Here is a 25,713-nt window from a genome sequence, read left to right as displayed (position 1 = left end):
GACAGAAGTCGCCATTCTCAATGAGAATATCGTGAAGGCGTCAGGACGTAGGTCGCTATTCTCAATGAGAACATCGTGAAGGCGTCAGGACGTAGGTCGCTATTCTCAATGAGAATATCGGGATGTTGTCAGGACAGAGGTCGCCATTCTCAATGAGAACATCGGAATGTTGTCAGGACAGAGATCGCCATTCTCAATGAGAATATCGGGATGTTGTCAGGATGTAGGTCGCTATTCTCAATGAGAACGGCGTTTATGTCTCAGGATATAGGGAGGTATTCTCATCAATGTAGAGCGATGAAATAAATCTACCAATAAGACCTAATTCTTTGAACGATGGAAATTGCTCATATTATCTTTAATGAAGGTTCGATTTAGGAAGCTCTGCATGAAAGACTTATTTAACTTAGCGAAAGCGATTGATAGTTCGGAGATCATCAAAACAGTAAACAGCGAAGTTTTGGAACATCACTATGCACTATACGATCAATTTGAAGAATTGGTTTCAGGTACAATGAAAACCTTAAATCATGCAAGCAAGCCTATGTACCGTTCTGCATTATCAATGGGGAAAGATAGCTTCACTACATTTGCAATTATAATTGAAGCATACCGTCGCTCTATTAAGTTAGGCTTGATTGAGAGAGAAAGACCATTACTGGTGAACTGCGTCGACACAGGCGTTGAATCGCTACCTATGGCTATGTTTTCAAGATATGCAAGTGAGAAGCTAATTGCTTACGCAAAAAAAATTGGCGTTAACGTTTTATTCAAATTTGTTCGACCAAAATTAGCAGATGAATATTTCATTCGCTGGGCTAGTGCATCTAAGATTATCCCGTCACCGACACGCTCGTCTGATTGTACAGTAATACTCAAAGTTGAACCTTCAAATCAATATGAGAAAAACATCATTGAGAACCTTCAAAATGAAAGATATAAACCCAGTCCGATTATATTAGCTTTAGGAAGCCGGAAAGATGAATCAGCTAAGAGAAGCCTAAATATTAAGAAGCGGAACTTAGATAATCGATATTCCGAACTGATGCATCAGTTAGATCAAGGAGAGTCCAAATTACAAGTTGCACCAATCAGTGATTGGTCAACTAAAGATGTTTTTTCATTCTTGGAAATATGTGGACGTGACCCGATTACTAGGACGAAAGGTACTATAAACACGTTTCTCGATAACGGGGCAGTTCTTCTCGAGATTTATGGAGATGGAAGTAATGATGTTTGTGAACTCATTACTGGAAGTGGTCGTCTAGGGTCATCTTGCGGTGGTAAAGCTGCCCGTTACGGTTGTTTTACCTGTACGCTGTCAAAGTATGATGCTTCAGCAAGAGAGAACATAAAAAGGGAAAGATGGCGTGTTCTAGGGTCTGAAAATGCACTTCGAGTGAGAGACTATCTCTTCCGAATTGGTCATGATGGTACTAAGCGAGCATACATGCCAAAAGCCTATGACCCGGTTTGTTTTAATAGAGTATACATGCAGCCAAATTGTTTAAAGGTAGCCTACTTGGAAAAAATGGTTTGGTACGCCAGTCAGCTAGCTATTGATAGTGAAAAAGCTGCAATGGATTTTCGCTCGTATTTAGAGAGAGGCGATATTGAAAATCATCCTGGCTATAAAGAAATTCTAGAAGATATTACACTGAGTTCGAAAGCTAGAGCAGGGATGTTGGAAATGTATCGCTCGCAAGCAGGGAAGCCACTGATTAGATCATTTTCTGAAAAGCACGCTTTAGTTTTATCATTTCAGTGGAGTTTGTACGGTTTGGCTGCTGCGCCATATCGACCATTAGCCATTTGGGAAAAGGTAAAACGTGGTGAAAGAATTGCATACCCTAAGCTATTTGATGAGTATGAATCTCTACATGGGGCATTTGAAATAGACCGTGATTTACCAAACGTTGTTATGATGAAAACTATGAATGAACAAATGCCACTACGAGATTACTTCAAAATGAATGTTGATCTGACGGAGTGTTACCCATTGCCAAGCCACTTGTTAACAATAGATGAAGCCGACCGAAATTGCACGATGGAAAATTATTGTGATGGGGTTGATGCCGTAGCCAAAGTTCATTGTGATTTTTCTATTAATAATGACGACTTGCCATTAGTCCATATCTTCTCGGTACAGACTCCGGATAAGGTAGAGCAAGTGAAATGCCATGTTGATTTATCGATCGATGGTTTAAGCGTCGGTGGGAAAGCTAGACCAGAACTGATTAAGCATGTCGAGAAAGACATACGAGACATAGTTATAAATAAAATTAGTACAGAACTAGATGCACAGGAACACGACTTTATTGGTAAGGTCTATCTCAATTGTCGTGAGGCAATCGAAGAAATAGAACAAGCTCTACTTTCAAAATCAATTAGTACCAAGGTAGTGACTAAAATTCCTAATGTTTCAAAACAGGTGGTAGGTCAAGTTGGTCGAGTTAATGAAATTAAAGTAAAGAATAAGAAGAGATTTACACGTCGCGTTGTTCGGCTTAAGGCTAGTAACTCCGGAAGAGTCTTAAAAGGTGGTAAGCGGTTTTCGGTTGTTCATTCAAATACACGTATTAAGCCATATGCGATAAAGCAGAAATCAAACATGGAAGAACGCTGCTTAAAGGACATTGAACTATATGGCGTTGAATTTGGAACAGAACAACTACCGTTACTTGATACAAAAACAACTAAAACAATGTTTGAGTTTGAATCAGATAATTTAGATGTACTTATCGATGAATTAGACCTAGGTCTGTATCAAGAACAAAAGAAAAAAATGTTAGATGAACATGACTTTTATTTAGGACAGAAAGTGTTGTATGCAAGAAGATATAAGCAGAGCTTGCGTACATCTCAAAGTCCTCTGGTTGCCATATCTCTAGTAAATCAAGGGATCATTCAACTAAATGACAATTACACTAGTACGTTTTTTAAAATAGTTAAACGCACACATGCATTCCATGAGATTGGTTTGCTTGACCTAGCAAATTGTAATTTAAATGTTCTTATTAACCATCCACTAGCAACAACTGCATCAGACTTTAGAACATTTAAAGCTCAATGCCTCATAGAACTTAGGGCGATGATTAATGAAAGTCGGGTAAAAGCAAAGTCGTACATGAACGACTTACATGAAATGAATAAAGAATCTGCAGTGTCACTGTTAGATGCTTATGTAAAATCCCAAATCAATAATGTAATGCACTCACTCGAACATTCGTTTGTAGGTCGAGCAAAATGTGCATTTATTGATGAGCCTATTACTCAAACTCAAAAGGGTAGGGCATACATGTCATGTGCATTATTAAACAGTCATAAAGATCTAACCTCGGCATTGAACTCATTGATTGGTAGAGCACAAACAAATCACCTGATTGAAAATAATGAGCTATTAGCGATCGCAACCAAAGTGTACGAACGAAGTGATCTTACTACGTTAAAAGTGACGTTGTATCATTTTAAAAAGTTAGTAGGTGAGCTTATGGAACTGCAAGATGAGTTGAATTGCGCGTTGGATGAAAGTCAGAAGCAAACAGCACTAGTTTCAGTTAAAGCTAGATGGCAAGCAATCATGGATGAATATCACCCTTACAAGGAGTGCTACCTGGGTTACTCAAGCATCAATAAACAGGGGTATCAGTATTTTAAAGATGCTTTAACCCGTCTCATCGTGAATACTCAAAGTGATATTGAAATGGCACAAGAAGTCGAGGCTAGTCTTAGTAACTTAATTAATACAGCCCTCGATATTGGTGTAAAAAAAGCATCAGCAAAATCTGTCCTAAAACTTTTCTCTCTTGCTAGTTGAGAATTAATATCAAGTCAAACATACCATCTACAGTGTGACACTGCTCAAGGTAATTTTACATTACCTTTTGCAGTTGTAATTTACCTTTTGCAAATGCATGTGCGAAAGGCTATTATCTACTGTAAAACGTCCACCACCACTCTTTAGGGAATAAAGATGAATTTCAAACTTGACCAACTAAAAATGCTACTAGCAAATTTGATTACTAGTGCAGAAAAGATTAAGGCTAAGAAAACACAGTTAATTAGCGATAAGCATAATATCTCTGTTGTTAAACCTACCTTTAAAACTAAAGAACTTGCTAAAATTTTAGATGTTGATGAATCTGCGGTCCTTAGTGCCATCAAAGAAATCAACGATAATAACCCAGATTTCACAATCGAACGTAGTTCGCCTTATAACAAAGCCCCGTATGTGCTTACTTATGAGGACTGCCTTGAAATCACTAAAGAGCTGGGTATTTTATCTCTTCAACAACGTCGAGAAAAAGGTGAAGAAATTGAATGTAAGGTAATTTCTGTTCACAACGGAAAAGGTGGGGTAGGCAAATCTACAACATCAGCAACAGCAGCTACTCATTCTCATTTTGATTTTAAGAATCGCCCAAAGACGTGTTTATTAGACGGTGATCCACAAGGTACATTAAGCCATTTATCTGATGAAGAGATCCGCTCATCAGAAGATACTATTACCACAATTATGGCAGACAACTTTCATGTACCTCGTGATGTTCGTTTGAGCGATGAAAAGCAAAGCGAGTATCGTGCAAAACTTGAAAAACTGATGATCCCTCATAAGCTAGGTTCGATTACTATCCTGCCTTCATTGTCTGTAGATAAGTTTTTTGTTGTCCAATATTGTGAAGCCTTTACGAAGTATGGCGTTCCAGAAGCAACGTTAGAAGGATTGACAGAAGAAGCTCAATCACAAGCACACCAAGACTCGCTTGATAAGGTTAGAAACCAAATAATGACAGTGTTTAAAGACTGTATCATTGAACCTTTAAAGCCTCTTTTTGACCAAATTATTGTTGATACAAACCCAGATACTAATTTAACAACTCTTATGTATCTATATGCTTCAACACACTTAATTGTTCCGGTGACTGGACGTAGTGCAGACATTGATGCTTACAAATCATTCTTTACGGTCTTAGAAATGCTTTCTGAGAACATGATGCCTGATGATTGTGGTTTATTCGAAGTACGTTCATTGATTACTTTAAACCGCCGTCAACCAAAAGAAATTGATGATAACGCAAACAAGATTATGATGAACATGAATTGTTTTAGCGCAAAAATACAATATTCAACAGCATATGAAACCGCATCTGAAAAAGGCGTACCAATTCATTGGCTAGAGCGCAAACGTGGTGGTGCTGTTAGTCCTGCACTCGAGCAAATCACTAAGTTCTACGATGAATACAAGCTATGGTTAGGCTGGGAGTAATAAATGATTTCTAAAAGTTTAAAATCTCGTGCTGTAAGTACAATGGCTAAACACGACAGCTCAAGTGCTAAAACCATTGAAGAAAAGCAAAAAGATGGCAAAAAGAAACAGTTTTTCGAGGAACATGGGAAACGCTTAGACTCTTTAAAGCGATTGATTGAGAATCGTGATGAATCGATACCATTGGATGATGTTTTCTCTGAACTGGGGATTAAAGGCTTCAATGAAATGATGTCCTCGACTCAAGGAGCAAACGGTGCACTATTTACCATTTCCTTTGAAGGAAAAGAATATCGATTACGATACAAAGAGCTTTCAACCCCTGAAGATATTGAAACATATACAACAATATCTGAAGAAAATGGTCGTCGAGGTGGTGTTACCAAAGAGATTTTAGGTGATCTTTATAACCAAGTTGTTTTAACTCGTGGTAATGCGGTTCCTGCATTTGCTATCAAAGGTACGCATGAAGACGGGAAGGATGAAGTTGTTGATGGTCAATGTCGACGTTTCATTTGTAAAGATGCGAACCTAAAGTTCCGCTACTTTGTATCGATTGATGAGATGCCAGCGAGCGTAGCGCGTAAAATTGCGCACATGATCCAGCAATCGGGCAATCAGCATTCGCTATTACAAAAATCTCAACAAATGGTTCGTGTTTTCCGACAAGAGAAGTACACATCTTTTAATGTTTTCCAACAAGAAGAGATGCTTTTCAAGAGTGTTCGAAGCCTCGATATTGCAAAGAAACTGACTCGTTTACCGCAAGATTTGTTTGAATTGCTTAATACATTTCTTGAGAAGGATATTAATACTTGCAACGAAGCTTTCTTCTCGAATGTTGCTAATGCACTCAAGCCATTTTTAGTTCAGGTGTCTGAGTCATCTGAAGTTAAAACAGCGGAGCAAAACAAGCGAGCTGTTGGTACACAGAATGTGACTCATGAACTTGCAGTGGCTGTTGAGGATGCGTACTCGAACTGCAGCAATGAAATGTGGAACAATTACCGAGACGATGTAAAAGGTATTATTGCTGACCATATTAAAAACACTAAATCAGGGAATAGTGATGGTGACTTAAAAGTTGAGCCAACTGAACTTATTAAGTACCTTAAATCAGCAATTAAAACCGTACTTTCTTCCGTTCCAGAAGGTAGTAATGCGTCAGGTTCAAAATCAAACGAACCAATTCTGTTTGATGTCCCTGCCACAGAGACGCGTAAACCTACATACGCAGTTGGTGGTAGCAAGAAGAAGCCAAAGGTAACTCTAACTCTTCCTGGATTTACTGAGGATGAGATTCAGGATGCACTCAAAGCTTTCCAGACTTACCTACTTGGTAAAAAGTAATTCAAAAATCATGCTTTAATAACGCCGCTCCTAGGGAGCGGCTTTGCTATTTCTGGATTGGTAGGGGAGAGTAATAAGCAATGAACATAATTTAAATATCAAAGTTAACTTGGGTGCTCTACGAACTTCCCTCTAATGCCGCTCGATCAAAGTGCGGCATTCCTTTCACTCTTTACTGCTCAAACAATAATTATCAGCGCGGTGCCCACTAGTTCAACCGGAAGCCATACAGGTCGTGTGGTGTTTATGGCAAACGGAATTGATCACTTTTCAAATGCAACAAAGCCCAACTGATGTCGGGCTTTGCGCTTATCTGCCTATACAGAAATCTGCTATTTAGAACTTCAGGTCTGACAAATGCCCCGATAAGACGGAAAAGATACTTTTCGTACCTACTTTGACGTTAAATGATTTCAACGTAACCAGGAAGAGTAAATGAGGATTCCATGTACGCATTAAAAATTCACCGAGTAACCGGTAACTCTCAAGCAGAGCTAGTACCTATCTACGAAGATAAAAAAGTGGAGGTGCATTTTGAAGAAGGTAATAAGTCTGTCGATGTTTTTGCCACTGAAGAATTCGAAGTGCATCAATCAAAGGTTGGAGATGTATTGATGTATAAAAATCGCGAATTAACACTACCAATTGTCGTTGTGTTCCAAGGTGTAGAAGACCGCCGCGATGTAGCAAGATTAGCTGAACAATTTATCAAATCATCTAAGCCGTCATAATCGCCTTACTCACTCGCGTAAGGCGAAGTGAGGAGGCTAAATGGTAGATCATTTATTTACTCTGGTTTTGGACAACGGAGTAACTTTACCAATGCTCTTTTTAGTAGTCCTAGTACTACGGGTTCGGGTTACTGTTGTGTTAACCAGGGGGGCAGACGGTTTAAATTGGACTGTAACATTAACTCTATAACTGACAAAATGGAGTAGTCGTATGCAAAATTTACTTGATATTTGGTTATCAACTTCAGCATTAAGTGAGGAAGATATTAACCATATCAAATCCGTTGTAACGGAAGAAAAGCTAGCGCTAGTAAAATTATTCATGACACCACATGAAGTGAAGTACTGTGCTAGTTTACTCCCGTTCATCTTTGAAACATCGGCTAACCCTTCTTCTAGTTACGAGCTATCAAATGAGCAAATCCTTATTTCTCATCGTGCACGCTGTCATATTCATAATGTGATGGAGCAAGTAAGATTTCTGTCGGAATGCTTTTTTGATACAGAAGCGATTGAATTCAGCAAATTAAACCTTAATACAGAAGATGGTGATGCAATAGAGAAAGCAATGCAGACCCGGAGTCGTTTTGAGTCTGAATTGGAATCGGTTACACCTGAAGTCAAAATTGAGTACTTACCATTATTCAGATCGCTTGAGCATGATGGTTGGGATGTCAACGGAAAGGCAGTTGTACCAGTTGGAAATAAGTTTAGTGTTGGAGAGCAAGCATTTGATAATCTTGAGCTGGCATTTAACTTCGCAGCAAATGGTTCTGACGAGGTATCTGTTGTAGCAGATAATCACGGCGTCATTAGTGAAGTCCCAGACAACCCTCAAGACGCGTTGGCTCAATATACCAACCTAACTAATAATAAAGAAAATGAGCTGGATTTCAGAGATGCAGAGTTTTTAGCTCAACACTTTGATGATCAATTTGCATTAGCTTTGGTTGCAAAACTCAATGGCTATAAGCGAAAAGGCAAGCACTTTAACTCAACCTTGAACAAACTCAGACTCCATGTCGAGCAGCATCTAACCCCACAATTAGAAACTAAAACTGAAGAATACAGCCCAGATGTAACTGTTGATAGCAATGATGAGATCTTCAATATCGATACATCACCGCTTAAATTAGCTTCTTCTCAAGATTTGGTTCTAACTAATACTGAATTTAACTTAACGACAGACCCCAATGATGAAACCTACGCTGAATTGCTGTTTAGTGCTCTTGATGAAGTAAATGAGACACGCGAGGTATCCATCCTTGGCAAGCCACTGGATGTAATGTTGGACGAATCAATTGAAGATGTAGAACGTCGTGCATCTATTTTGATTCAGAACGCTAAAGGGTGTCGTGAGAAGGTGAAAGACATTTGTCAGCGGGTCATGAAGTCCGGAGATCTTGCCTTGATTACCAAAGATATGGAGATAAATTACCCCGACATAGTTGAATCTTTGTATTGTCGGTTTTACCAAAAGGAATTTAACTCTTGTGAAGACGATGCATGTAGTACTAAATCTTTTAGTGAAACAGTACAACGAGTTCCTTTGTCCACCAGCTCGAGCCAGGTAAGTAAAAGAGTATTGGTAGATTTGGTTTGAACTAAAAGAAACGGGCTGCAAAGCAGCCCGTCATGAAGAATCTTGTGTCCACCAAGCCACCGATAAGGTGAATTACTAACAATCGAGAGATTGATCAATAACTTTCTTCGATGGGCAATTTAGCAAGAATGCTGCACGGTTTCAAATAATTTAAAACATGTAAGTTATAGGGTCACTGGTCTGACGTTAGCTCCTGATGTTGATACGACTTCAAGAATTTTCATAAAAGTCCCATTTTTGGTACAAATTAAGACTGAAAAGTGCATAATAACTTCGCCCCCAGATATTGCTGAAATAAGCATCAAAATGTTTGTTGTCATTGCAATACCACATATAAAAAGTACAAATATTTTTGGTTTTATGAATGGAGCGGTGACGTATAACAAGTGTTTATCTATGCAATACTGTCTCGTTTTTGAGAATCGCAAGTGGAAGGTGTGATTTTAATACATAGTTGGCGACTTAATTTAAGATAAACCTCCACGAAATTGTATAATGTAATGCATAACTGGAAAAAGTGAGATTTTGAACATGAACACAGCTCACAGCTTACAAACAATCAATACAGAAAGTGATTTTGCACATCCCGGCGAGATAGTTGCGAATCATGAGTTTTCTTCACTTAAAGTGATGTACCACGGCTTTGATGGTTTGAATTTTGATGACGTGGAATCCTTAGAAGACATTGATGTAGCCACAATTAAATTGGAAAAGGAGTTTGGTGATTTTTCATTAACTCTTAATCTTCTCGATTGGCTGCATGTCGTATCAGCATATGGAATTAATTACAAATTCCTTAGCTTCTCAGACAAGTTCTCTTCTTTGAAAGGCACAAAATTAGAGCAGGTGGCTACTGATCTAGTTTCATGTCTTGATAAGCGAGATATTGACTATATCTTTAAAGGTAAAGTTTTAACTTTGCTTCTTGATGCTCTCGGTCTTGAGCAATCCTCCTTTAGCACATTAACGAAGATTCAGTTCTCTCAGGTGCAAAAAGCTCAGTCTGAAAAAACCGATATTACACCTTACACATATAGAACGATTATTTCCTTATATCGATTCTTAATGAATTTTACCTACGCAAGTAAACCTGTGATTTTCGATGAAACTTACAAGTTATGGGGTAAGTTCGGGAAGTTTAAGCAGAAGAATAACGATGTTCATGACCACATTGATTTCAATAGTTTTTGGTTTAAAGAAGGTGGTCCATTAAGCCATGTTTCACAAACCAAAAATGGATATAAGTTTTCTTACGGTGAGGTCTTCCATTTTGACAAGTCGTTCTTCAAGGAAGATGCACCGAAAGATAAAACACAATTACTAAACGAATACCTTAATGTTCGCCAGTTGAAAGCGGTTCAAAAATACTTTAACAACGAATTGCATACAGATCCTGCATTCGACTTTGAAAGCGCGGATACAGTGGTTATAGATCTGAACTCAATGAGTTTAGAAGGAAAGGTTACTGTAAACCTCAATACTCTATTAACTACAGAGTTAGATGAGTACGCGAATCAGTTGAGTGACATTTACAACATTGGTAGAGACAAGCCCGTAGGTATTAAAACGAAGTTGCTTAAAGCTATGAAGAAAGTTGTTAAGCATTTAAGCAACGATGTTCCTGAGTTTTTGAAACCAATTAACTTAAGTACTGGTGAGTTTGCTTACGATGGTAATGTAAGTATCTTTGAAATTCCAAGAAGCCAAATTGATGTAAATATGATTAGGCTTGAGGTTGCAAAGCTTGTAGCTAAAATTGACTGTAATGATAAACAACAAGTTATCAAAGATGTTTATCAATTGGTTCTTTGCTTACGTGAGGTTGAAGTCCCGGTTCAACCATATGATTTTGAAAATGAGAAAGAGTTTTCTGTAAATGGCAAGATAGTGACGCTCTCAGAAAACGACTTGAATTTGTACTTTGTCGGGTATAGAAAGAAACTTTTGGCAGAGCACGGACTTGAGCAAGCTGATGCTAGTGAGTTCTTTGACAAATTAAGTGCAATTGCTCATGAATATTTCAAAGCCAAAGCGCTTTCGAAAAAAACATTTGGTGTTAAGTCTTTTAATGATGATGCTCCACATCAAATCGTTAAAAAGGTCCACAAGCAAGGTCTATTCAAAGCGAAACCGCTTTTAAAGTCACAAGCTAGTATCGATATTGCTTTAAATCAAAGAAAGACTGTAACTCTTAACGCACTTGATTTAATGGAAATTCATGCTGGCATTAGATTCCCTGTGGTACTAGGCAATCAAGATTATGCTTTAACAGAAGATAACTTCTTCAACATGGATATTATTGCGCAGCAATTTTTCTTACACAGAAAGCTGTATGGCTCAACCTGGTTCGAGTTGATGGATCGTTTAGGTGTTAAACGGTCGATGCTTAAAAACCTAAAGGTTCGCGATCTAGAGTCGTACTACGATACAGAAAACGCTGAAAGGGTCGTTGCCCCTTGGATGTTCTTATCAACGGTGAACGCAATAAGCTTAGCGGTAAACCCATACTACTAATTACAGTTAACTAAAAAAAAGCAGCTATCTAGCTGCTTTTTTTATAAGTGTATAGCGCGTACTTCGGCAGGGCAGGTATAAACTTATCATCAATGGTTTTCATACCTCGTTTGACAACATAGTTTTCGAGTCTATTGCTATTGGTCCCTAATCGAGCGAAAGTGAAAATAGGAGTATGTGCTTTCTTTGGATAGCGCCTAATGACCTTATTCGTTTGGATATTGGCATACGAGATGTTTGCAACGGGGTGAACGCGCTGTGGGAGGAACGTTACCAATTTCTCGTTCGGACAAACGTTGATTGTATTCCAAATCTCAAGACTCTCTGTTTCAGTCTTACCATACCAGATAAGGTGCCCTTGGAATTGACTGAGGTTTTTGATCTCGAAACTCTTGTAACTTTTTTCACTCCAGTTAAATGTAACTGATTTTATATACAGATCTTCATTGGTATTCGAAAATGAAATTTTTCGATGAACTGTATCCATTATTACTCCATACAGTGGTGTACCCGGAGATTGGAGGAACTTCATACGTTCATGCATCTTTTCATAGTGAGTCTTTAAGATTACACCAATATCTGCTTTAGACTGGTTAATTTTCTCAATTATTTGAATAATTTCATTTTCGGTTTCGATAGAGCAATCGATACTAACTACACCAATCAGTCTGGTTGCAGTATGTTGAAATTCGTCTCGTAGTTTAGGTAACAATGCCAGTCTGATCTTGTCGATTAACGTGTCTTTGTCCCTTTCATCAATATGTTGTACCTCATAGAAGTCAATTTTCTTTGCACCTTCCTCGTTTTCATCTCGTTCGATGTGATTTACAAGGGCGAGATTGGCGCTTAGAGGCGTTTTATGAATCATCCTACACAATGTATGGACGTTAGCATTAATATCAATCAGGTGGCTTTTGAGTTGGTCTATATGTTCCACAAAGTGCTCCTATCCAAACATTCTGTCTTGATTAGAGTAGTAACCAGTCTTTGCGGTTAATAGATAACCATTAGAACTGGTGGATAAATATACAGTTATTTTTAGAGGAAATAGACTAAAAGTCAATCAATGACGTGATCAACTGATGGGAGCAATTATATTAAGCAGGGGTTAGAAGTGAGTTAAGGTGTATAGGTTCGCTCTCTTTGTCCTTTGGACCATTCAACGCCGTGTTTAATAATGTGGTTAACATTACGATTCACATACTGTAGACCTTCCTTCAAACGTTCCGTCAATGTTGGGTCGTTATTGAAAATTGTGTCGATGTTGGACTTAAGGGTTTGTACTTCGCTGCGAATACTAAAAATGACATCTCGTACAATAGCTGTTGCGGCTCCTTTATCGAAGTCCAGGTGTTCCACAGCATAATCAATAATATTCGTAATGCTCGGGCGACATGTTCCGTTTATGGGCATGGCTTGTTTGTAATCATATTCATTAATGATTGGTGAAACCATTGGAGCACAAAGCACATCGTAAACAGGAGACAAACCAATATGCACTCCTTGCTCATTGACAGTCGTCAGTAATGAAAGGTTTTTTAGGTGCAAGTCATTATTTGCGATAGCGAGCGAGGCTACGATTAGTCGGAGTAAGTGCTCTTGAGCTTCCTTCAACATTTTCTTGTCAACAATATGGCTCTTAAGGATCGCTGCTACGCCTTCAAAATCGTAGTCATATTTCTTTGAGGACTCTCTTTGTGCCAGGGCACAAAAGTCTTGAGAAATATATTGCGTGTTAGGGTTTACTTGTTCATGAGCTATGTCGAAACGCTCGATAACAATAAATGGTGGATGACTCATTGAGTCTACGGACTCATTGATAACATGGGACTGTATAAACTCATCGAACTCTGTGTCGTTATCGGCTTCAAAGATCTCATTCATTGAAAAAGGTGAGTCTTCGTTTCGCTCTCCTACATCTCCGAGAATCGATCTCATGATATCAGCCTCTCCAACTAAGTTTTCTGAAGCTTCATCATTGTTAGTATGGGTCAAGGAAGGCTGATTTGCAGTTGATCTTACTAATTGAAACTTTGAAGTCTTTAAACCTGCCGCTTTCGTGAGAGTAAGACCAAGCCATTCTGCTACAGCTAAGTTATCAATCCTCCCTAGCATTGGAAATTTAGCAATATGGGTAGATTTGATGTTCCCTCGGGAAACTTGAAGGCGTTGTTCACCAGTTTCTTCAAGTTGGTATAGGTTCATCAATAATTTTGACTGAACCCCACTTATCAGTACACCACCAGCTTCAAGAAAGTCAGACTTAATCTTACCAAGGAAGTGCTTGTCGTTTTTAGGAAGGTCGTCCACTTCACCACCAAATACGTGGTCGCTAGATAATGTTGTTGAGTGGAAATCAATTGTATCAGCGTTAAGTTTGTTACATCGAGGGATATAACTTGCTGTTCGCAATGCAGCGAAGTGATGTTCAAAGTTAGTTGGCTCAAAGGCAAAGCTAGAGATCAGTCTCTGATTCTTTGAGACAAATTCACGAAGGTTAATATCTTCGTTTTCAGACTTAGAATGTTCCGGCAAAAGGTTCTTCACTAGATTTGTCAGTCGTGAATTATGGTTGCTATCGATAGAGCCAAAATCAGGTAGAGCTAGAACCCCTTGTTCATAATGGTTGATCATAAGCGCAACAGGTAAACCGTAATGCTTAACGGTAAATGTATCCAATATTCCATCAATAAATGCTTTACGTGCACCAAGGCGTTTTTCAATTGTGGAAGATTGAACAGTTATCAAATCATCAATTTGTGCAACGTTCTCTCGCGCATCCAATAGCCCATTACTTTCAGTAAAGTAGTACTCAGCCATCTGATAGAGATTTGGAATAAGCTCGCTAATCTTGTCCAACTCAACATCGATATCGAAACGAGTTTGGATGATGGAAAGCAAATCATTTAGGTCATTCTCTGTCTTTAACTCTTTCGCGAAGAGTAGTGCTGTCGCCATGCTCACACTTACATTGAAAAACTTTGAAACCTTAGACTTTATCTTATCAACATCAATAGATTCAGGGATATAATCATATGTCTTGTCGTTAAGTTCGTAGGGAAAGCGAGTATTAGCTGACATTAGATATTTCAGCAATTTAAGAGGTAATTTAGTAACAGTTGCGTTGTAAAGTGTATGCTCAGTACTGCCAATAGTTACACTTAACCTAATGCTGTTCTCGCCTTCTTTAAACTGAGGTGAATGAAAATTCCAAAAGTTATCTCTTACCGGAGTGTTTTTGTTAAGCGATTCTGGTGATGGAAGTAAATTCATCCAATAGGAGAAGGTATCTACTTGTTCGTAGATGGCAGACCGGATATGCATAGCTTGAATGTCGGGTGCAAACTGTTGATGCATGGAAAAGGTTGGTGACTCAATTCCAAGCAAAATGCCGGACTTCTTTTCATTTATATATAGATTTAAAAGGTAAGCCTTATCATCAGCAATGAGTTGCTTAAAGTTTTCAAGCTCAATATTACCCTTTGAACCTAAATCTTTTGCTAAACAAGGAGTTAGAACGGTTGGTTTGCTGCTGATTATGCTTGTATTTTTGGATTTCATACCAATGTAGCACCTTGACTTACAATTTATAGTGTATATTATAAATGTAATTATTAAAATTATACAGTGTTAATACTGTACCTTATTTAAAAAGAGAATGCGACGATGACTGAGATGACAAATCGCCTAGTAAGAGGCAAGCAAAGTATTGATGTCCAAAAACGTCTTGAACGATTTGGCGATGAACGTCCTTTTATTGCCAGAGATGTTCAAGAGTTCTTTGATGACCAAGGACTAAAAACTAAAGACCGTCTAAAAGTTCTAGGTATCAACCAAAATCGATATACACAAGTTACTAAAATTGATGCTGATGGCATCGATATGCGTCACAACCTAACGGTCCCACAAATCGAAATCTTTATTCGATTAATGACCATCTACCCAGAAGCGCAAAACTGGCACAAAGTTACACCTGAAAGCGTAATGAACAAACATGGCTTTTCTGCTTATGAACTAAGTGATGTTTGTTGTAACTCAGAATCTAGCGGTGAACGTTGGGAAATGCAACACAAGTCTGGTAGTGACATCAAAATTAGTGGTTACAACACACTTCTTATTGAAACTCTCTCCCGAATCAATGATCCGAACGCTAGGGAAGTGGTCCTTGAGGTTGCTAAAAAGGTTAAACACCTTCGATACAATTATGACCTCAACGCCCATATTACCCCTGAAACTTATGAAGATACTCAGAATGAAGAATGGTTACTCCCATCGACTCGTTTGGTAAAAGAGCATCGCAGAAATGCAAAAAAAATCTTTGAAGAATTAGATATCAACGTAGATGCGATGAAGGTAGTTGGTGAACTGACAGAGTACGCACGCAATAATCAACAGAACCAACTGCAAGCTCAATACGACAAGATGCTCAAAACCTCACGAAACCCAAATGCAAAAGATTGGGTTCAGTGGTTGCAACTAACTATACAGTGGCTTGCAGCTAAAGAAAGTGTGTTTACTTACTACAGTTGGAAAAACTCACTTATTGATCTCCAAGACTTAACAACCTCAAAAGACATTAATGCGCTTTTCACAGCACTTTGCGATTGCGACAAAGGGGAAGATGCCGACTTACAAATCATTGTCGATTTCCTTAGCAACATACAGAGCATTAAGAAGGGGGTCCGTCGACAGTTAATGGCTGAGACACTTTTGGAAATTGGCGTTTGGTATCGTGAATGCGTTAATGCTGAAATCAAAGCGGTCGAAGGGAAGAGTAAAGAAGAACTGAAAAGCATGGTTACAGTTTCTCGCTTACTAGACACCAAGCTAGAACAAATGAGACTGTTACTTGCTTCTTCGATCGATGGAATTGAGCTTTGTAAAAAGCAGCTTAAAGTCGCTTAGACTTTTGAAGTTCTATGCTAAAGCCACCCAATGTGAGGTGGCTTTTTTTATCAAACTTGGTTTACCCGGTAGCCAAAGAAGTCAACATACGCTGGGATAGGAAAAATATAAGGAGGGAAGAAGTCAATACCTGTGTTATTTAGCTTGAGTACTAACGGTTCATTACCTGTATGGCTAGTTAACTGAAACGTAGTCTCATATGGTTCCACAAATGATGCCCCACTACTTAATACACCATAAAGGCTGCCACCATCATACTCTAAGATGTGAAAACCATATTTTGATATGAATTCTTCATATTTATCATGTGCGATTTCAGCTTCATGAACGATCTGATCATAGTTCCCAGCTCCGGAGCCAGGGCTACATTCATTTATTAAATCTGACTCAAACATCTGGTTGACCGAATCTGCAAATGGTTTTTTGCCGTCTTCCATCTTTTTCAGGTTTTCATGAGAGATGTTTAAATACCATAGGACTTGATATGAGTTCTGACCGACTCGTGAGGTTGTCATAATTAAATCATGCCCCTTTGAAGCCTCTTTAATTCGATCAGACTGAAAGCGAACCATTCTTAGTTCATTGTTCGGTGAGAACTGAAAATGTTTTGTTTGTTCGAATTGGTTTTCTCGAAAGATGAGGCTTGTGGCGAAGAAGAACTTGTCACTTGGTAATGAGAATAATGGAACAGTTCTTTGCTCTGTCTTAATGAAGACATCGGCTCTCTGTCCTGAAACGAGGATCATGGCTGATGGGGCATTAAATGAAATGATTTGTTCAAGGATGTTTTTAACAATACTTTCAGGCGTCATTAGGCTATAATCCAATGTTAGCGAATTTTATTAAAGCATTATAACGTATATACATTAAATTGTAATGTTAAAGGAACGTCTTCCCATGAACGATTTTGAAGCCGCATTACCCGCTAGAGATTATAACGAAGTTATAGGAGCGCTAAACCCCTCCCAAAACGTCGCAGCCACGTCTGCAGAAAAAGTGATCTCTACTATTGCCGGAGCCGGAACAGGTAAAAGTTCGACGATGGTAGCCCGTATCAGGCACCTAATTGAGATTGGTGTTCCTGCCGATTCAATACTCGCACTCTCATTTACAAATGAAAGTGCATCAGAGTTTCAAACTAAGGTCGAAGACCTCTGTGGTTTCAGAGGGCATCAAGTCACTGTCGGTACGTTCCACGCGATCTTTAACAAGCTTCTACGTGTCTATTCAAAACATGAGTTCATGGTAGAAAAGCTAAAGTACGATTCGTTTTTCATTATCGATTCAGATGACCAAAAGAAAATATTCCACGAAGTAACAAAAAGCCTCCGTCCACAAGAACAAGCACTTCAAGAAGCTTGGGGTTTGGAAAGAAAGCAGTTTTTTTCTGAACTATCTCAGCATCGAGCAAGAGCAAAAAACGCCAAAATATACCAAAATAGTATTACAAAAGAGCACCCCAATGCCCTTGCCGAGATGCAGGTATTCTACAAAGAAGTACTTTCACTTGCGCCAGAAGATGTCCATGACTTTGCTAGAAGTAAGCGTTACGAAAGCCCCGCTTTAAGAGAGTTAATGCTTTGTAAGCTTTGGAACTCATATACCAAGCGATGCAAATCTAATAACGCGATGGATTTCGATGATGTCCTCTTAAACACTTACTTTCTACTCAAAGTTAATCCAGATGTTGCCCGTAAGGTTGCTGCCAGATACAAGCATTTACTGGTTGATGAATTTCAAGATAGTAACTTAATTCAATTTTTAATTATCAAGACATTAATGGAAGCGAATCCAGATTTGAATTTGTTCTTCGTTGGCGATCCACGTCAAAGCATTTACGGGTTTAGGGCTAGTGATGTTGCATTAATGCTGAATGCAGAATACTTCTTTGGTGATGTAACAACGCTTGAATTGGATACAAACTACCGCTCTAGTAATGAATTACTCAGCTTTACAAATATGTTTGCTGAAGATATGACGGGTCAGGTTACGTCGGGTCAACTAAAAACAGGCGTATTTCACCCGAATATCATGGGGCACCCGATTGAAATATCTGCACATAGAGATCAGAACGATGAGGCAGAATTCACCCTAAATAAGATCGATGAGTACTTAAATAAAGGTCTTGAACCTAAAGATATCTATGTTTTGTACCGGACTCGGGCAGGGGTTAAAGCGTTTGAAGAATTGCTTAAATCTCGAGGTGTCGCCTACAACATGATTGGTGAGATTAACTTTTGGGAACGCGCTGAAGTAAAAGACATTGCTTCATACATCAGGATTTTAGCTCGACCGAAAGATGTACTCGCATACGCACGAGTTTTGGATGCTGTAAAAATTGGTGTTGCAGATATGTGGCTAAGAGATATGTATCACCAAAATAATGGTGAAATTGCCCCGAGAGATCTTATCTTATCTCGTAAAACGAAATCGAATTCAGCAAAAAACGAAAAAATAGATACGTTCTTTTCTCAAATTGACTTACTCAAGCGCTGTTTTGATGATCAAGAAATTATGGTCGAATTTGTGGATGAAATGTTCCCTGAAGCTTCTGTGGAGCAGATTCAACACTATGTTCAAACGCAATCTGACTACAACCGGGATTTTCAAAACTACAGGCATTCATTTATTGGTGAAGCGGCTCAACATTTATTGGATTCCTACTTAGATATGGTAATGCCCCAATGGGAGAAAGAGGTAGAGAGGACTGAAACTAAAAAAGACAGTGACATACCTCTAGAGGAACGTATCGCGGATAAAATTAGTGCTAAAACTGAACATGTAACAACCGTGGTAGTTAAGCTCGCGGAAAGGCTTATTCTTGGTGACTCCATCGTTGACATTGCTGATGACCTGATGACTCGGGTGTCTGTAAAGCAAGAGTCTGATAAAAATGCAATTAACTTAATGACAGGTCATGCTTCTAAAGGGCTAGAATCAAAAGTTGTCTTTATGTTGGCTAACGAAAATGAGATTTTCCACCCAAATGCTAACGAGATTAACTTTGAAGCTTGTATGTCTCCGGACCTCGATGTGAATGATGAGTTAGCTGAAGCTCAACGCCTTTTCTACGTAATGATGACTAGGGCAACTTCAAACCTCCATTTGTCTTACGCTCAAACGCGTGTAGTAAACGGGATGAGTGGGCGTCGAGAACCATTAACTATGCTTACCAAGCTTGTTGATAAATTTAAGTCAAATGTCCCTCATTGGGAAAGCATCTTAAAAATTGAACATTATCCAATGCGTCAACATCAGCCTTTCTCGCAAGCGCAACATCAATCCACTCCACCAGCTTCAACAGTGCAAAACGGCATACAGACAAAAGGCAATAAAATCACTGATAGGTTGAACAACGTCGACAATAGTGATGGTGGGGACCGTATGCCAAAAAAGCCTCTTGAATACAACAATGAAGTTGAGAGTCAAGCAAATGAAATGATGAAGTCAATGGGCTTTAGTTTATAACTTAAGAGTAATAAATAATGGCTAGTACGCTACATGACGAACTGTGTATACGCGGTAAAACGTGGTTAAAAAATACGTATGGATGCCAAACGGCATTTAAAGAAATCGACACCACAGGGGGCGAACAACCGGATTGTTTTGGAATACGACATGGTTTAACGATCTTAATTGAAGTAAAAACCAGTAAATCTGATTACTTAGCTGATTTTAAGAAACCTTGGCGACAAGAAGGTAAAGGGATGGGGCAGGTTCGATACTACCTTACACCTAAAGGTCTGCTTGATCCCAAAGTAGACTTACCCAAAGGCTGGGGGCTACTAGAGGCAACTGCTAAGCAAATTAAAGTGGTTGCCGGTATCAATCCACGCAAAGATGACCTATACCCAATACATTTACTTAAATCGCATCCAGAGTTCGTCTTTGAGTCTAGAGATACTTTTTCAGAACTGTACTTATTGAACTCGGTAATCCGGCGCATTGAAGTGCGAGTAGGGGACGTACAACAGTTTACGAAGGAGCATCCATATTGATATGAGTAAACAGCATATAACGACCGTATTAGAGCCATTCAACGCTTTGTTACTAACCATTATGGTTTTGATCGGGTGGTGTATAAATTCATCGGTTAGGGACGCATTTGCGCCCTTGCTTAAAAGTAAGCGAAGCAGAAGAGTTAAACTTAGGTTGCTCAGTAAATCGTTTAATAGGGATGTTCCCTGGCTGGCACCTGTTGTTTGTATAATCACTTCAATCTTTTTCGTTCTTTGGAGGTTAATTAATGACTAAAGAAATAAACTCAGAACTGCAGCCTATTCCAAATCATCAGTTAGTTCATGGGGCGATCTACAAATTAAAAGATAGTTCAGGTACAGGGACTGTTGAGGTGAGGTGCAACATCTGTTCTGAAGGCAGTGAAATTTGGTTTACAGATGTAATGGGTAAAGAAAAATGCGGTCACGTTTTTGAGTATTTACGAGCTGAAGATGGTGAATTCGCGAATAATGACCAGTAAGTATTGAGGTCGAAATGATGAACCATATTGACACCGGGTACAAATACTGTCCTTTAAATATTGCTCGCGATCCCTCCCTCCGCACAGTCATTTTTCTTTCTGAAATTGAATTAAGAAATGCTACGTCAGAGTTAACTTTGCTTTGTAATGGTTCTTCAAATCGATTCCCGGCTTGGAAGCACAATCATGGTGGATTTATTGGCGGGTTTTACCCTAGTTTTGCTGATGAAAAGACATTAATTGCGTTCTATGAATCTTTACAGAGAGAAGCGCAGATAATTGGTTACATAGAAACAAGTAAGGGCAAGTGGGGAGCATCAGAAAACCCTTTCCCCAAATCCTTGCAAGGTGGTTTACCGAGGAATGTTTGGGCATATGCTTACGAGGTTGGGAGTTCTTGCCGTAGGTACGAGAGGCGTAGAAAATCCATATTGAAGTTTGCGAATTTAACTTGAATGCACGTTTGTGGCGTGCTAATTTTCATCTAAGTTAGTAAGAATCATCTGTTGGAGAGCATTAGATGTTAAAGCATGAATCAATTCCGTTAGATACTGGTCTATTTTGGTATTTTGAAAATGGTAAAGACTCACCGGAACCTGTTTATCTTGATGCAACAAAACACCCTAGAACAATGAAAGGTTTTAACGGTCGCCGTCAAGATTGGATGCGCGATGGAGAATACTTACTTGGTCCTCAAACTCCACCAGGAACCGAATAGGGCACACCATGAAGGAAATTTACGGATATTTTAAATGCAAAAATGGGGCGTTTTGGACCGTTTACAACGACAGTTCGACAAATTACTGTCATAAATTACAAATTAGTCCCAATGGTCAAACAGTTCTGATATTGGGTGAGATCAATGGTGAACCAGAATCCAATTCTAGCACCTATACAGTAGATGAGTATAAGGTTTGGTTTAGCCTCTTAGACTTATCTGCTCATACCGTAGCCGAGGTTGGAGGAGCATCATTAGAAGAACTTAGAGCTGACTTGATTCATCAACTAAAGATCCCAGATGAACTCGATTGGAGCTATCTATTAGAAACGGCAGCTAGGGCTTTAGTACAAGCTGATAAAACTTCAGTAAATATGAAGTATGGCGATACCTTAAAAATTGGTTATGACAACCGTCCCCAAGAATTTGGCAGTCATTACGCGCCTTTATTGCCTCCAACAACTTGATTGGAAGCCATATCGAAGCGTGTCATTGCGTTCAAAATCACATCATGCTGGTGGCTGCAATTAGAATAGTCATTCCCTATTAAGCGCAACGCAAAGGAAAGATTGTTATCCGATCAAGATATTGAGATTGAAATGATAGAAAAACCAAGTAAAACACAAACCTCGTTTCTTAGACGGTTGCTTGTAGCTTATTTAATTGATACTGGCATAAATACAGTACCTCTACTGATGGAGGCGACCTGTATGCCGAGAAGAACAGCACAGGACACGATCAAAGCACTTCATGAGATTGAGATAAAGGTAGAGCAGTTTAACCGTGGTAAATTTCGAATTAAGGATTGGGGTGCAGTTAATAGAGATTGGATAGAAAGTAATTTATCCCACATCTGCAGTGTTCTTTCTTATCCTAGTATTACAGAACTGAAAATTTAGATCCAAAGCTAGGCGAGGTTAGTTACTCGCCTAGCCCGTTCTGAAGGAGGAAAACCATTTATTTCTTAGCAAATCGCTTAGCCACCTTAATACACTGTTTGCAGGTGATTTTCGCTTTTGCCTCTGCATCCCAGGCATGGTCTGTATAGCCTTGATGCTTACTCTCGTCACGTCCACATAAGAAATCACCGACATCTCTTTTGAACCGACCATCTGAATAGGCTTCTAGTACTCTTACATGTTGTACAGAGCGTTTATTAACTCCACTTCCATTGCTGTTTTCCATCAACCCAGACATTACTACCTTGATATCTGAGCACCAGCGAAAGGGTATGTTTAGCGAAGAGTTAAATAGTTCCGCGTCTTTCTGGATTTTTTTTGCTAATTCTTCAGCATTCGCTCTTTCAGCTTTCAATTTATCTGCACGCTGTTGCTGCAAATCTTGTTTATATTGGTCTTCTTCACTCTGAAGGGTCGCACGGACTCCTGAGCGTGAAACTTCCATTCGTAGCTTAGTTCCCTTTTCCAATGGGTGTACTAACTGATAATTTGTTATTCCCCCACTGGGGAATTCGATTGAAATGTTGTCACCACCCACCAGGAAGATACCCGGAGTTGCATTCATGAAGAATGGATCGATGAAAGGTGAAAGGCTCTTTATCTCTAAGGGGGTTGGTTTATTTATCATTTCACAATTCTCTTTGATTTGGGACTACAGTTACATGTAAAAAATGATTCTTAGGTAATGTTTGATTACAGTAACTTAGTAAGTTCTCTATCTAGAACAACTAAATAACTCTCACATAGTAAGTTATCAAAATCACAGCAGTGATGCTTGCCCAAATCCCTAATTAAGACCGAAATTAAAGTCACAAATCTACTTCATTCGCTGTAGTGGTAATACAAAAATGTTTGTTCCGGTAGATAACTTAAACTTCTTTATTGTGAAAATGTAATTTGGTGCTGAAACTTTAACCTTGATATATGGCTTCTCAAATGTCATTCCGTTTGTGAATGGTTTCCCAGGCTCTGATAGCAGCTCGATAGTTGCATTTTTGGGTGTGGTGTTGATGATTACTTTACCGGATACCCACCTTAATTTATCTGAATGGGCGATAGATTGAGGTGAGTCTGAAGCGAATTCTAGTCGTTCTTGAGTTGATTCAAGCGGCAGAACGAACCTAGTTTTTTCTTCAGCAGTTGAGCTGAGACTATTTAAACTATTCAGATTATGTTTTGGTTTAGGTGAGGGTTTGCGAACAAGAGAGTAATGAACGGCATGGCTACCATTTTCTTTGAACGTGCCTGACATTGATGTGGGTAGGTACTTATCTGAATTAACCGGAAAAAGTGTCACTTCGTAGTTGCCGCTTGGATACGATAACCCCTCAATGTACTTGTATTTCACATTGGTTTGATAGTTGTGCATTAGAACGCTGGCTACTTTTTGATCGTTTGTTTCGGGTATTAGCGACAGCTTTACTAAATCCTTGTCCTGTTTATACGATGTGATTTCTTCCTTTAACCTGAAGATGGGTAATGAGTCAGACAAAGAGCGAATCGTTCGGCGTAGGTAGGGGTGATCATCAATAAATAATGAGCTATTTTGATGTGCCAAGTTAAGTGTGATACATGCAAAAAGTAGCGCAAGGAATATCCAAACATCCAATTTTGTTACTTTCATCAGAAAATCGTCCTTACATCGATTAGATATTTAAGCTACTTAGTGACGTGTAGTAGATTTCACAACGTACCATTTCAGCGTCATCATTAAGCAAAGAAGCACAGTAAGCGGCGCTACAAAGTTTGTATCGACTGTTTATCTCTGCTTTTGAGCTATTGGCGAGTGTTGCACTACCGGTAATGTCTTCCATTCTCATAACTACATCTCTGCGAATGTTCATGTGACTCATCCGTTTTTGGATAACATCAAACTCAAATCGCTCTAATCCTAAAGTTGTACTTTCTCTCAATCGTAAGCACTTAATGATAAATTGGCTCAAGGCAAGGTTCGCATCCATTGGTAGGAGCTTCGTTGTTAACTCACGTTTATAGTTAACACCGTGCTTTAGCATTTGTTCTAAGTTATACCTGTGCGGGATAACATAGCGAAGATTCAGTTTGTTTGTTTTGACGGTAAATGTATACAAAGGGCGCATGTAAGCTACAGGAGTGTCAAAATCGTTGGGTTGAAAGGCAAAGATACCACCGAGTTTTTCTTTAGATGTATTAATAACATCAACACCATTTTCAGCATATTCATTAATGCTCGTTTCTATATGAATCAAACAGTTTGGCTTGTTTTTATCATAAGCGAGTTCAAAGCTAACAATCCCCTGTAGGTTAAATAACTCCACCATCGCGTTCATGTTGCTAACCAATGCGACTTCAATGCGCCGCTTGTAATTATTAGCTTCTTGTGGGAGTGAGACATGGTGGTCCTTTACACTATTGATCATGTGCGCTGGGTCAGTCATTCGTAGTTGGTTCTTTAACCTAAAGTAAAGCGCGACAGGGTTCTTAGTGGTATAAAGATACTCTTTGCACTGTGAAGACCTCATTCGCACTTTCACAGAATCTGCTTTATCAAACGTAACACGTAATCGAATAGTGTTACGACCAGCAGCTAAGGCTTCATCCACTAATTCGAAAAAGACATTATGTTGGTGTTCTGAATGCGTAGAGTGTTCGTTAAATGACTCTTTAAGCACTTGAAATAGTAGCTCTTTCCTACGCTTGTTAGCCTTAATTCTCTGACTTAATATTGGCTTAATCCAGAAGAAACGACAGCGGTCTAGAAATGAGCTGTTTAATTCTTTCAAAATTCGTTCAAGCTGTACAACATCTGGCGATGAGGATAAGTAATACTTACGCTTTGAACTGAAAAGGATATTAAAAAAAATAAGTATTAAGAAGCTTATAACAAATGAGTGCCTTGAAAAAAAAGAACTCGTCGGATTGTAAGGGTAGGAGTTTAGGGCTGTATAAGCTTGGTTGCGCGTTGGTTCAATGGCGCGAAATGAGTCAGATTCTAGCAGTAACAGCTTTGAAGTCAGATGATTTGCCCCGTAGAAAGGCTGTTGATAAGCCACAAGATAACTCTTGTCGTCGCTATAAACCAACGCATCATTGAAAATAATTAGGTCTGACGGTCCAAATAATTGGGCAATGACTAGAGACAACAATAAACAATTGAGGGTTGTTAATACAGTCTTACCCGTTGAGTTCACGTATTGCAATTGCATAA

At 38.9% G+C, this 25,713-nt stretch carries 20 protein-coding genes; 14 read left to right on the top strand and 6 right to left on the bottom strand.

Annotated elements, in window-relative coordinates; translation table 11 throughout:
• Positions 1 to 388: 388 nt before the first annotated feature.
• The 6 genes from ACF8EG_RS17275 to ACF8EG_RS17250 all read left to right on the top strand — a co-directional run bounded on the left by ACF8EG_RS17275 (position 389) and on the right by ACF8EG_RS17250 (position 11,464).
• Positions 389 to 3,817 (top strand): hypothetical protein, encoded by a 3,429-nt coding sequence (locus ACF8EG_RS17275; protein WP_392419661.1) that lies wholly within the window; start codon positions 389 to 391, stop codon positions 3,815 to 3,817.
• Positions 3,818 to 3,973: 156 nt separating this feature from the next.
• Positions 3,974 to 5,266 carry a ParA family protein gene (locus tag ACF8EG_RS17270; RefSeq protein WP_025767588.1) on the top strand — a complete coding sequence of 431 codons (1,293 nt, stop codon included), beginning with the start codon at positions 3,974 to 3,976 and terminating at the stop codon, positions 5,264 to 5,266.
• A gap of 3 nt (positions 5,267 to 5,269) precedes the next feature.
• On the top strand, positions 5,270 to 6,616 hold the full coding sequence (locus ACF8EG_RS17265) for a hypothetical protein (RefSeq protein WP_086048481.1): 1,347 nt from the start codon (positions 5,270 to 5,272) through the stop codon (positions 6,614 to 6,616).
• A 446-nt stretch (positions 6,617 to 7,062) separates the two neighbouring features.
• Positions 7,063 to 7,347: a hypothetical protein gene (locus ACF8EG_RS17260; protein ID WP_025767586.1), complete on the top strand. Its 285-nt coding sequence runs from the start codon at positions 7,063 to 7,065 to the stop codon at positions 7,345 to 7,347.
• 211 nt (positions 7,348 to 7,558) lie between these two features.
• Positions 7,559 to 8,950 (top strand): hypothetical protein, encoded by a 1,392-nt coding sequence (locus ACF8EG_RS17255; protein WP_392419657.1) that lies wholly within the window; start codon positions 7,559 to 7,561, stop codon positions 8,948 to 8,950.
• A 531-nt stretch (positions 8,951 to 9,481) separates the two neighbouring features.
• Complete coding sequence (locus ACF8EG_RS17250) at positions 9,482 to 11,464, top strand: hypothetical protein (RefSeq protein ID WP_180208928.1); 1,983 nt, start codon at positions 9,482 to 9,484, stop codon at positions 11,462 to 11,464.
• Positions 11,465 to 11,492: 28 nt separating this feature from the next.
• Here the strand turns inward: ACF8EG_RS17250 and ACF8EG_RS17245 are convergent, their stop codons facing one another.
• Positions 11,493 to 12,401, bottom strand: coding sequence for a DNA replication terminus site-binding protein (locus ACF8EG_RS17245; protein WP_138937720.1), 909 nt, complete (start codon positions 12,399 to 12,401; stop codon positions 11,493 to 11,495).
• Between the two features lie 182 nt (positions 12,402 to 12,583).
• Positions 12,584 to 15,025: a HipA domain-containing protein gene (locus ACF8EG_RS17240; RefSeq protein ID WP_258486233.1), complete on the bottom strand. Its 2,442-nt coding sequence runs from the start codon at positions 15,023 to 15,025 to the stop codon at positions 12,584 to 12,586.
• A 105-nt stretch (positions 15,026 to 15,130) separates the two neighbouring features.
• Between ACF8EG_RS17240 and ACF8EG_RS17235 the strand changes: the two genes are divergently transcribed.
• Positions 15,131 to 16,369 (top strand): hypothetical protein, encoded by a 1,239-nt coding sequence (locus ACF8EG_RS17235; RefSeq protein ID WP_138937722.1) that lies wholly within the window; start codon positions 15,131 to 15,133, stop codon positions 16,367 to 16,369.
• Positions 16,370 to 16,419: 50 nt separating this feature from the next.
• Here the strand turns inward: ACF8EG_RS17235 and ACF8EG_RS17230 are convergent, their stop codons facing one another.
• Positions 16,420 to 17,181, bottom strand: coding sequence for a hypothetical protein (locus tag ACF8EG_RS17230; protein WP_180208925.1), 762 nt, complete (start codon positions 17,179 to 17,181; stop codon positions 16,420 to 16,422).
• An 85-nt stretch (positions 17,182 to 17,266) separates the two neighbouring features.
• Between ACF8EG_RS17230 and ACF8EG_RS17225 the strand changes: the two genes are divergently transcribed.
• The 7 genes from ACF8EG_RS17225 (at position 17,267) to ACF8EG_RS17195 (ending at position 22,466) form a co-directional block, all read left to right on the top strand.
• Complete coding sequence (locus tag ACF8EG_RS17225) at positions 17,267 to 19,837, top strand: ATP-dependent helicase (protein WP_025767579.1); 2,571 nt, start codon at positions 17,267 to 17,269, stop codon at positions 19,835 to 19,837.
• Positions 19,838 to 19,854: 17 nt separating this feature from the next.
• Positions 19,855 to 20,367: a hypothetical protein gene (locus ACF8EG_RS17220; RefSeq protein WP_283658515.1), complete on the top strand. Its 513-nt coding sequence runs from the start codon at positions 19,855 to 19,857 to the stop codon at positions 20,365 to 20,367.
• A 248-nt stretch (positions 20,368 to 20,615) separates the two neighbouring features.
• Positions 20,616 to 20,849 carry a hypothetical protein gene (locus tag ACF8EG_RS17215; protein WP_180208922.1) on the top strand — a complete coding sequence of 78 codons (234 nt, stop codon included), beginning with the start codon at positions 20,616 to 20,618 and terminating at the stop codon, positions 20,847 to 20,849.
• 14 nt (positions 20,850 to 20,863) lie between these two features.
• Positions 20,864 to 21,304, top strand: coding sequence for a hypothetical protein (locus ACF8EG_RS17210; RefSeq protein WP_392419651.1), 441 nt, complete (start codon positions 20,864 to 20,866; stop codon positions 21,302 to 21,304).
• A 65-nt stretch (positions 21,305 to 21,369) separates the two neighbouring features.
• Complete coding sequence (locus tag ACF8EG_RS17205) at positions 21,370 to 21,567, top strand: hypothetical protein (RefSeq protein WP_392419649.1); 198 nt, start codon at positions 21,370 to 21,372, stop codon at positions 21,565 to 21,567.
• Between the two features lie 8 nt (positions 21,568 to 21,575).
• Entirely contained in the window at positions 21,576 to 22,034 is a 459-nt protein-coding gene (locus ACF8EG_RS17200; RefSeq protein WP_392419648.1) for a hypothetical protein, read from the top strand.
• Between the two features lie 132 nt (positions 22,035 to 22,166).
• Complete coding sequence (locus tag ACF8EG_RS17195) at positions 22,167 to 22,466, top strand: helix-turn-helix domain-containing protein (RefSeq protein ID WP_392419663.1); 300 nt, start codon at positions 22,167 to 22,169, stop codon at positions 22,464 to 22,466.
• 58 nt (positions 22,467 to 22,524) lie between these two features.
• Here the strand turns inward: ACF8EG_RS17195 and ACF8EG_RS17190 are convergent, their stop codons facing one another.
• The 3 genes from ACF8EG_RS17190 to ACF8EG_RS17180 all read right to left on the bottom strand — a co-directional run bounded on the left by ACF8EG_RS17190 (position 22,525) and on the right by ACF8EG_RS17180 (position 25,711).
• Positions 22,525 to 23,154, bottom strand: a complete 630-nt coding sequence (locus ACF8EG_RS17190; RefSeq protein WP_392419646.1) for a hypothetical protein — start codon at positions 23,152 to 23,154, stop codon at positions 22,525 to 22,527.
• Between the two features lie 189 nt (positions 23,155 to 23,343).
• Entirely contained in the window at positions 23,344 to 24,150 is an 807-nt protein-coding gene (locus ACF8EG_RS17185; RefSeq protein ID WP_138937728.1) for a hypothetical protein, read from the bottom strand.
• A 22-nt stretch (positions 24,151 to 24,172) separates the two neighbouring features.
• The gene (locus tag ACF8EG_RS17180) at positions 24,173 to 25,711 is read right to left on the bottom strand and encodes a hypothetical protein (RefSeq protein ID WP_180208921.1); all 1,539 of its coding nucleotides are present in this window, start codon (positions 25,709 to 25,711) and stop codon (positions 24,173 to 24,175) included.
• Between the last annotated feature and the right edge of the window lie 2 nt (positions 25,712 to 25,713).

The sequence above is a fragment of the Vibrio sp. YQ_11 genome (assembly GCF_043103065.1).
GTDB classification, from domain to species: Bacteria; Pseudomonadota; Gammaproteobacteria; order Enterobacterales; family Vibrionaceae; genus Vibrio; species Vibrio parahaemolyticus.
This window is presented reverse-complemented; position numbering and strand designations above follow the sequence as displayed.

Bases quoted from the DNA above. Each gene is read 5' to 3' on its own strand.
- ACF8EG_RS17180 (WP_180208921.1), bottom strand. From the start codon at position 25,711: ATGCAATTGCAATACGTGAACTCAACGGGTAAGACTGTATTAACAACC.
- ACF8EG_RS17210 (WP_392419651.1), top strand. From the start codon at position 20,864: ATGATGAACCATATTGACACCGGGTACAAATACTGTCCTTTAAATATT.
- ACF8EG_RS17190 (WP_392419646.1), bottom strand. From the start codon at position 23,154: ATGATAAATAAACCAACCCCCTTAGAGATAAAGAGCCTTTCACCTTTC.
- ACF8EG_RS17275 (WP_392419661.1), top strand. From the start codon at position 389: ATGAAAGACTTATTTAACTTAGCGAAAGCGATTGATAGTTCGGAGATC.
- ACF8EG_RS17185 (WP_138937728.1), bottom strand. From the start codon at position 24,150: ATGAAAGTAACAAAATTGGATGTTTGGATATTCCTTGCGCTACTTTTT.
- ACF8EG_RS17255 (WP_392419657.1), top strand. From the start codon at position 7,559: ATGCAAAATTTACTTGATATTTGGTTATCAACTTCAGCATTAAGTGAG.
- ACF8EG_RS17260 (WP_025767586.1), top strand. From the start codon at position 7,063: ATGTACGCATTAAAAATTCACCGAGTAACCGGTAACTCTCAAGCAGAG.
- ACF8EG_RS17270 (WP_025767588.1), top strand. From the start codon at position 3,974: ATGAATTTCAAACTTGACCAACTAAAAATGCTACTAGCAAATTTGATT.
- ACF8EG_RS17200 (WP_392419648.1), top strand. From the start codon at position 21,576: ATGAAGGAAATTTACGGATATTTTAAATGCAAAAATGGGGCGTTTTGG.
- ACF8EG_RS17220 (WP_283658515.1), top strand. From the start codon at position 19,855: ATGGCTAGTACGCTACATGACGAACTGTGTATACGCGGTAAAACGTGG.
- ACF8EG_RS17225 (WP_025767579.1), top strand. From the start codon at position 17,267: ATGAACGATTTTGAAGCCGCATTACCCGCTAGAGATTATAACGAAGTT.
- ACF8EG_RS17215 (WP_180208922.1), top strand. From the start codon at position 20,616: ATGACTAAAGAAATAAACTCAGAACTGCAGCCTATTCCAAATCATCAG.
- ACF8EG_RS17265 (WP_086048481.1), top strand. From the start codon at position 5,270: ATGATTTCTAAAAGTTTAAAATCTCGTGCTGTAAGTACAATGGCTAAA.
- ACF8EG_RS17230 (WP_180208925.1), bottom strand. From the start codon at position 17,181: ATGACGCCTGAAAGTATTGTTAAAAACATCCTTGAACAAATCATTTCA.
- ACF8EG_RS17235 (WP_138937722.1), top strand. From the start codon at position 15,131: ATGACTGAGATGACAAATCGCCTAGTAAGAGGCAAGCAAAGTATTGAT.
- ACF8EG_RS17205 (WP_392419649.1), top strand. From the start codon at position 21,370: ATGTTAAAGCATGAATCAATTCCGTTAGATACTGGTCTATTTTGGTAT.
- ACF8EG_RS17250 (WP_180208928.1), top strand. From the start codon at position 9,482: ATGAACACAGCTCACAGCTTACAAACAATCAATACAGAAAGTGATTTT.
- ACF8EG_RS17195 (WP_392419663.1), top strand. From the start codon at position 22,167: ATGATAGAAAAACCAAGTAAAACACAAACCTCGTTTCTTAGACGGTTG.
- ACF8EG_RS17240 (WP_258486233.1), bottom strand. From the start codon at position 15,025: ATGAAATCCAAAAATACAAGCATAATCAGCAGCAAACCAACCGTTCTA.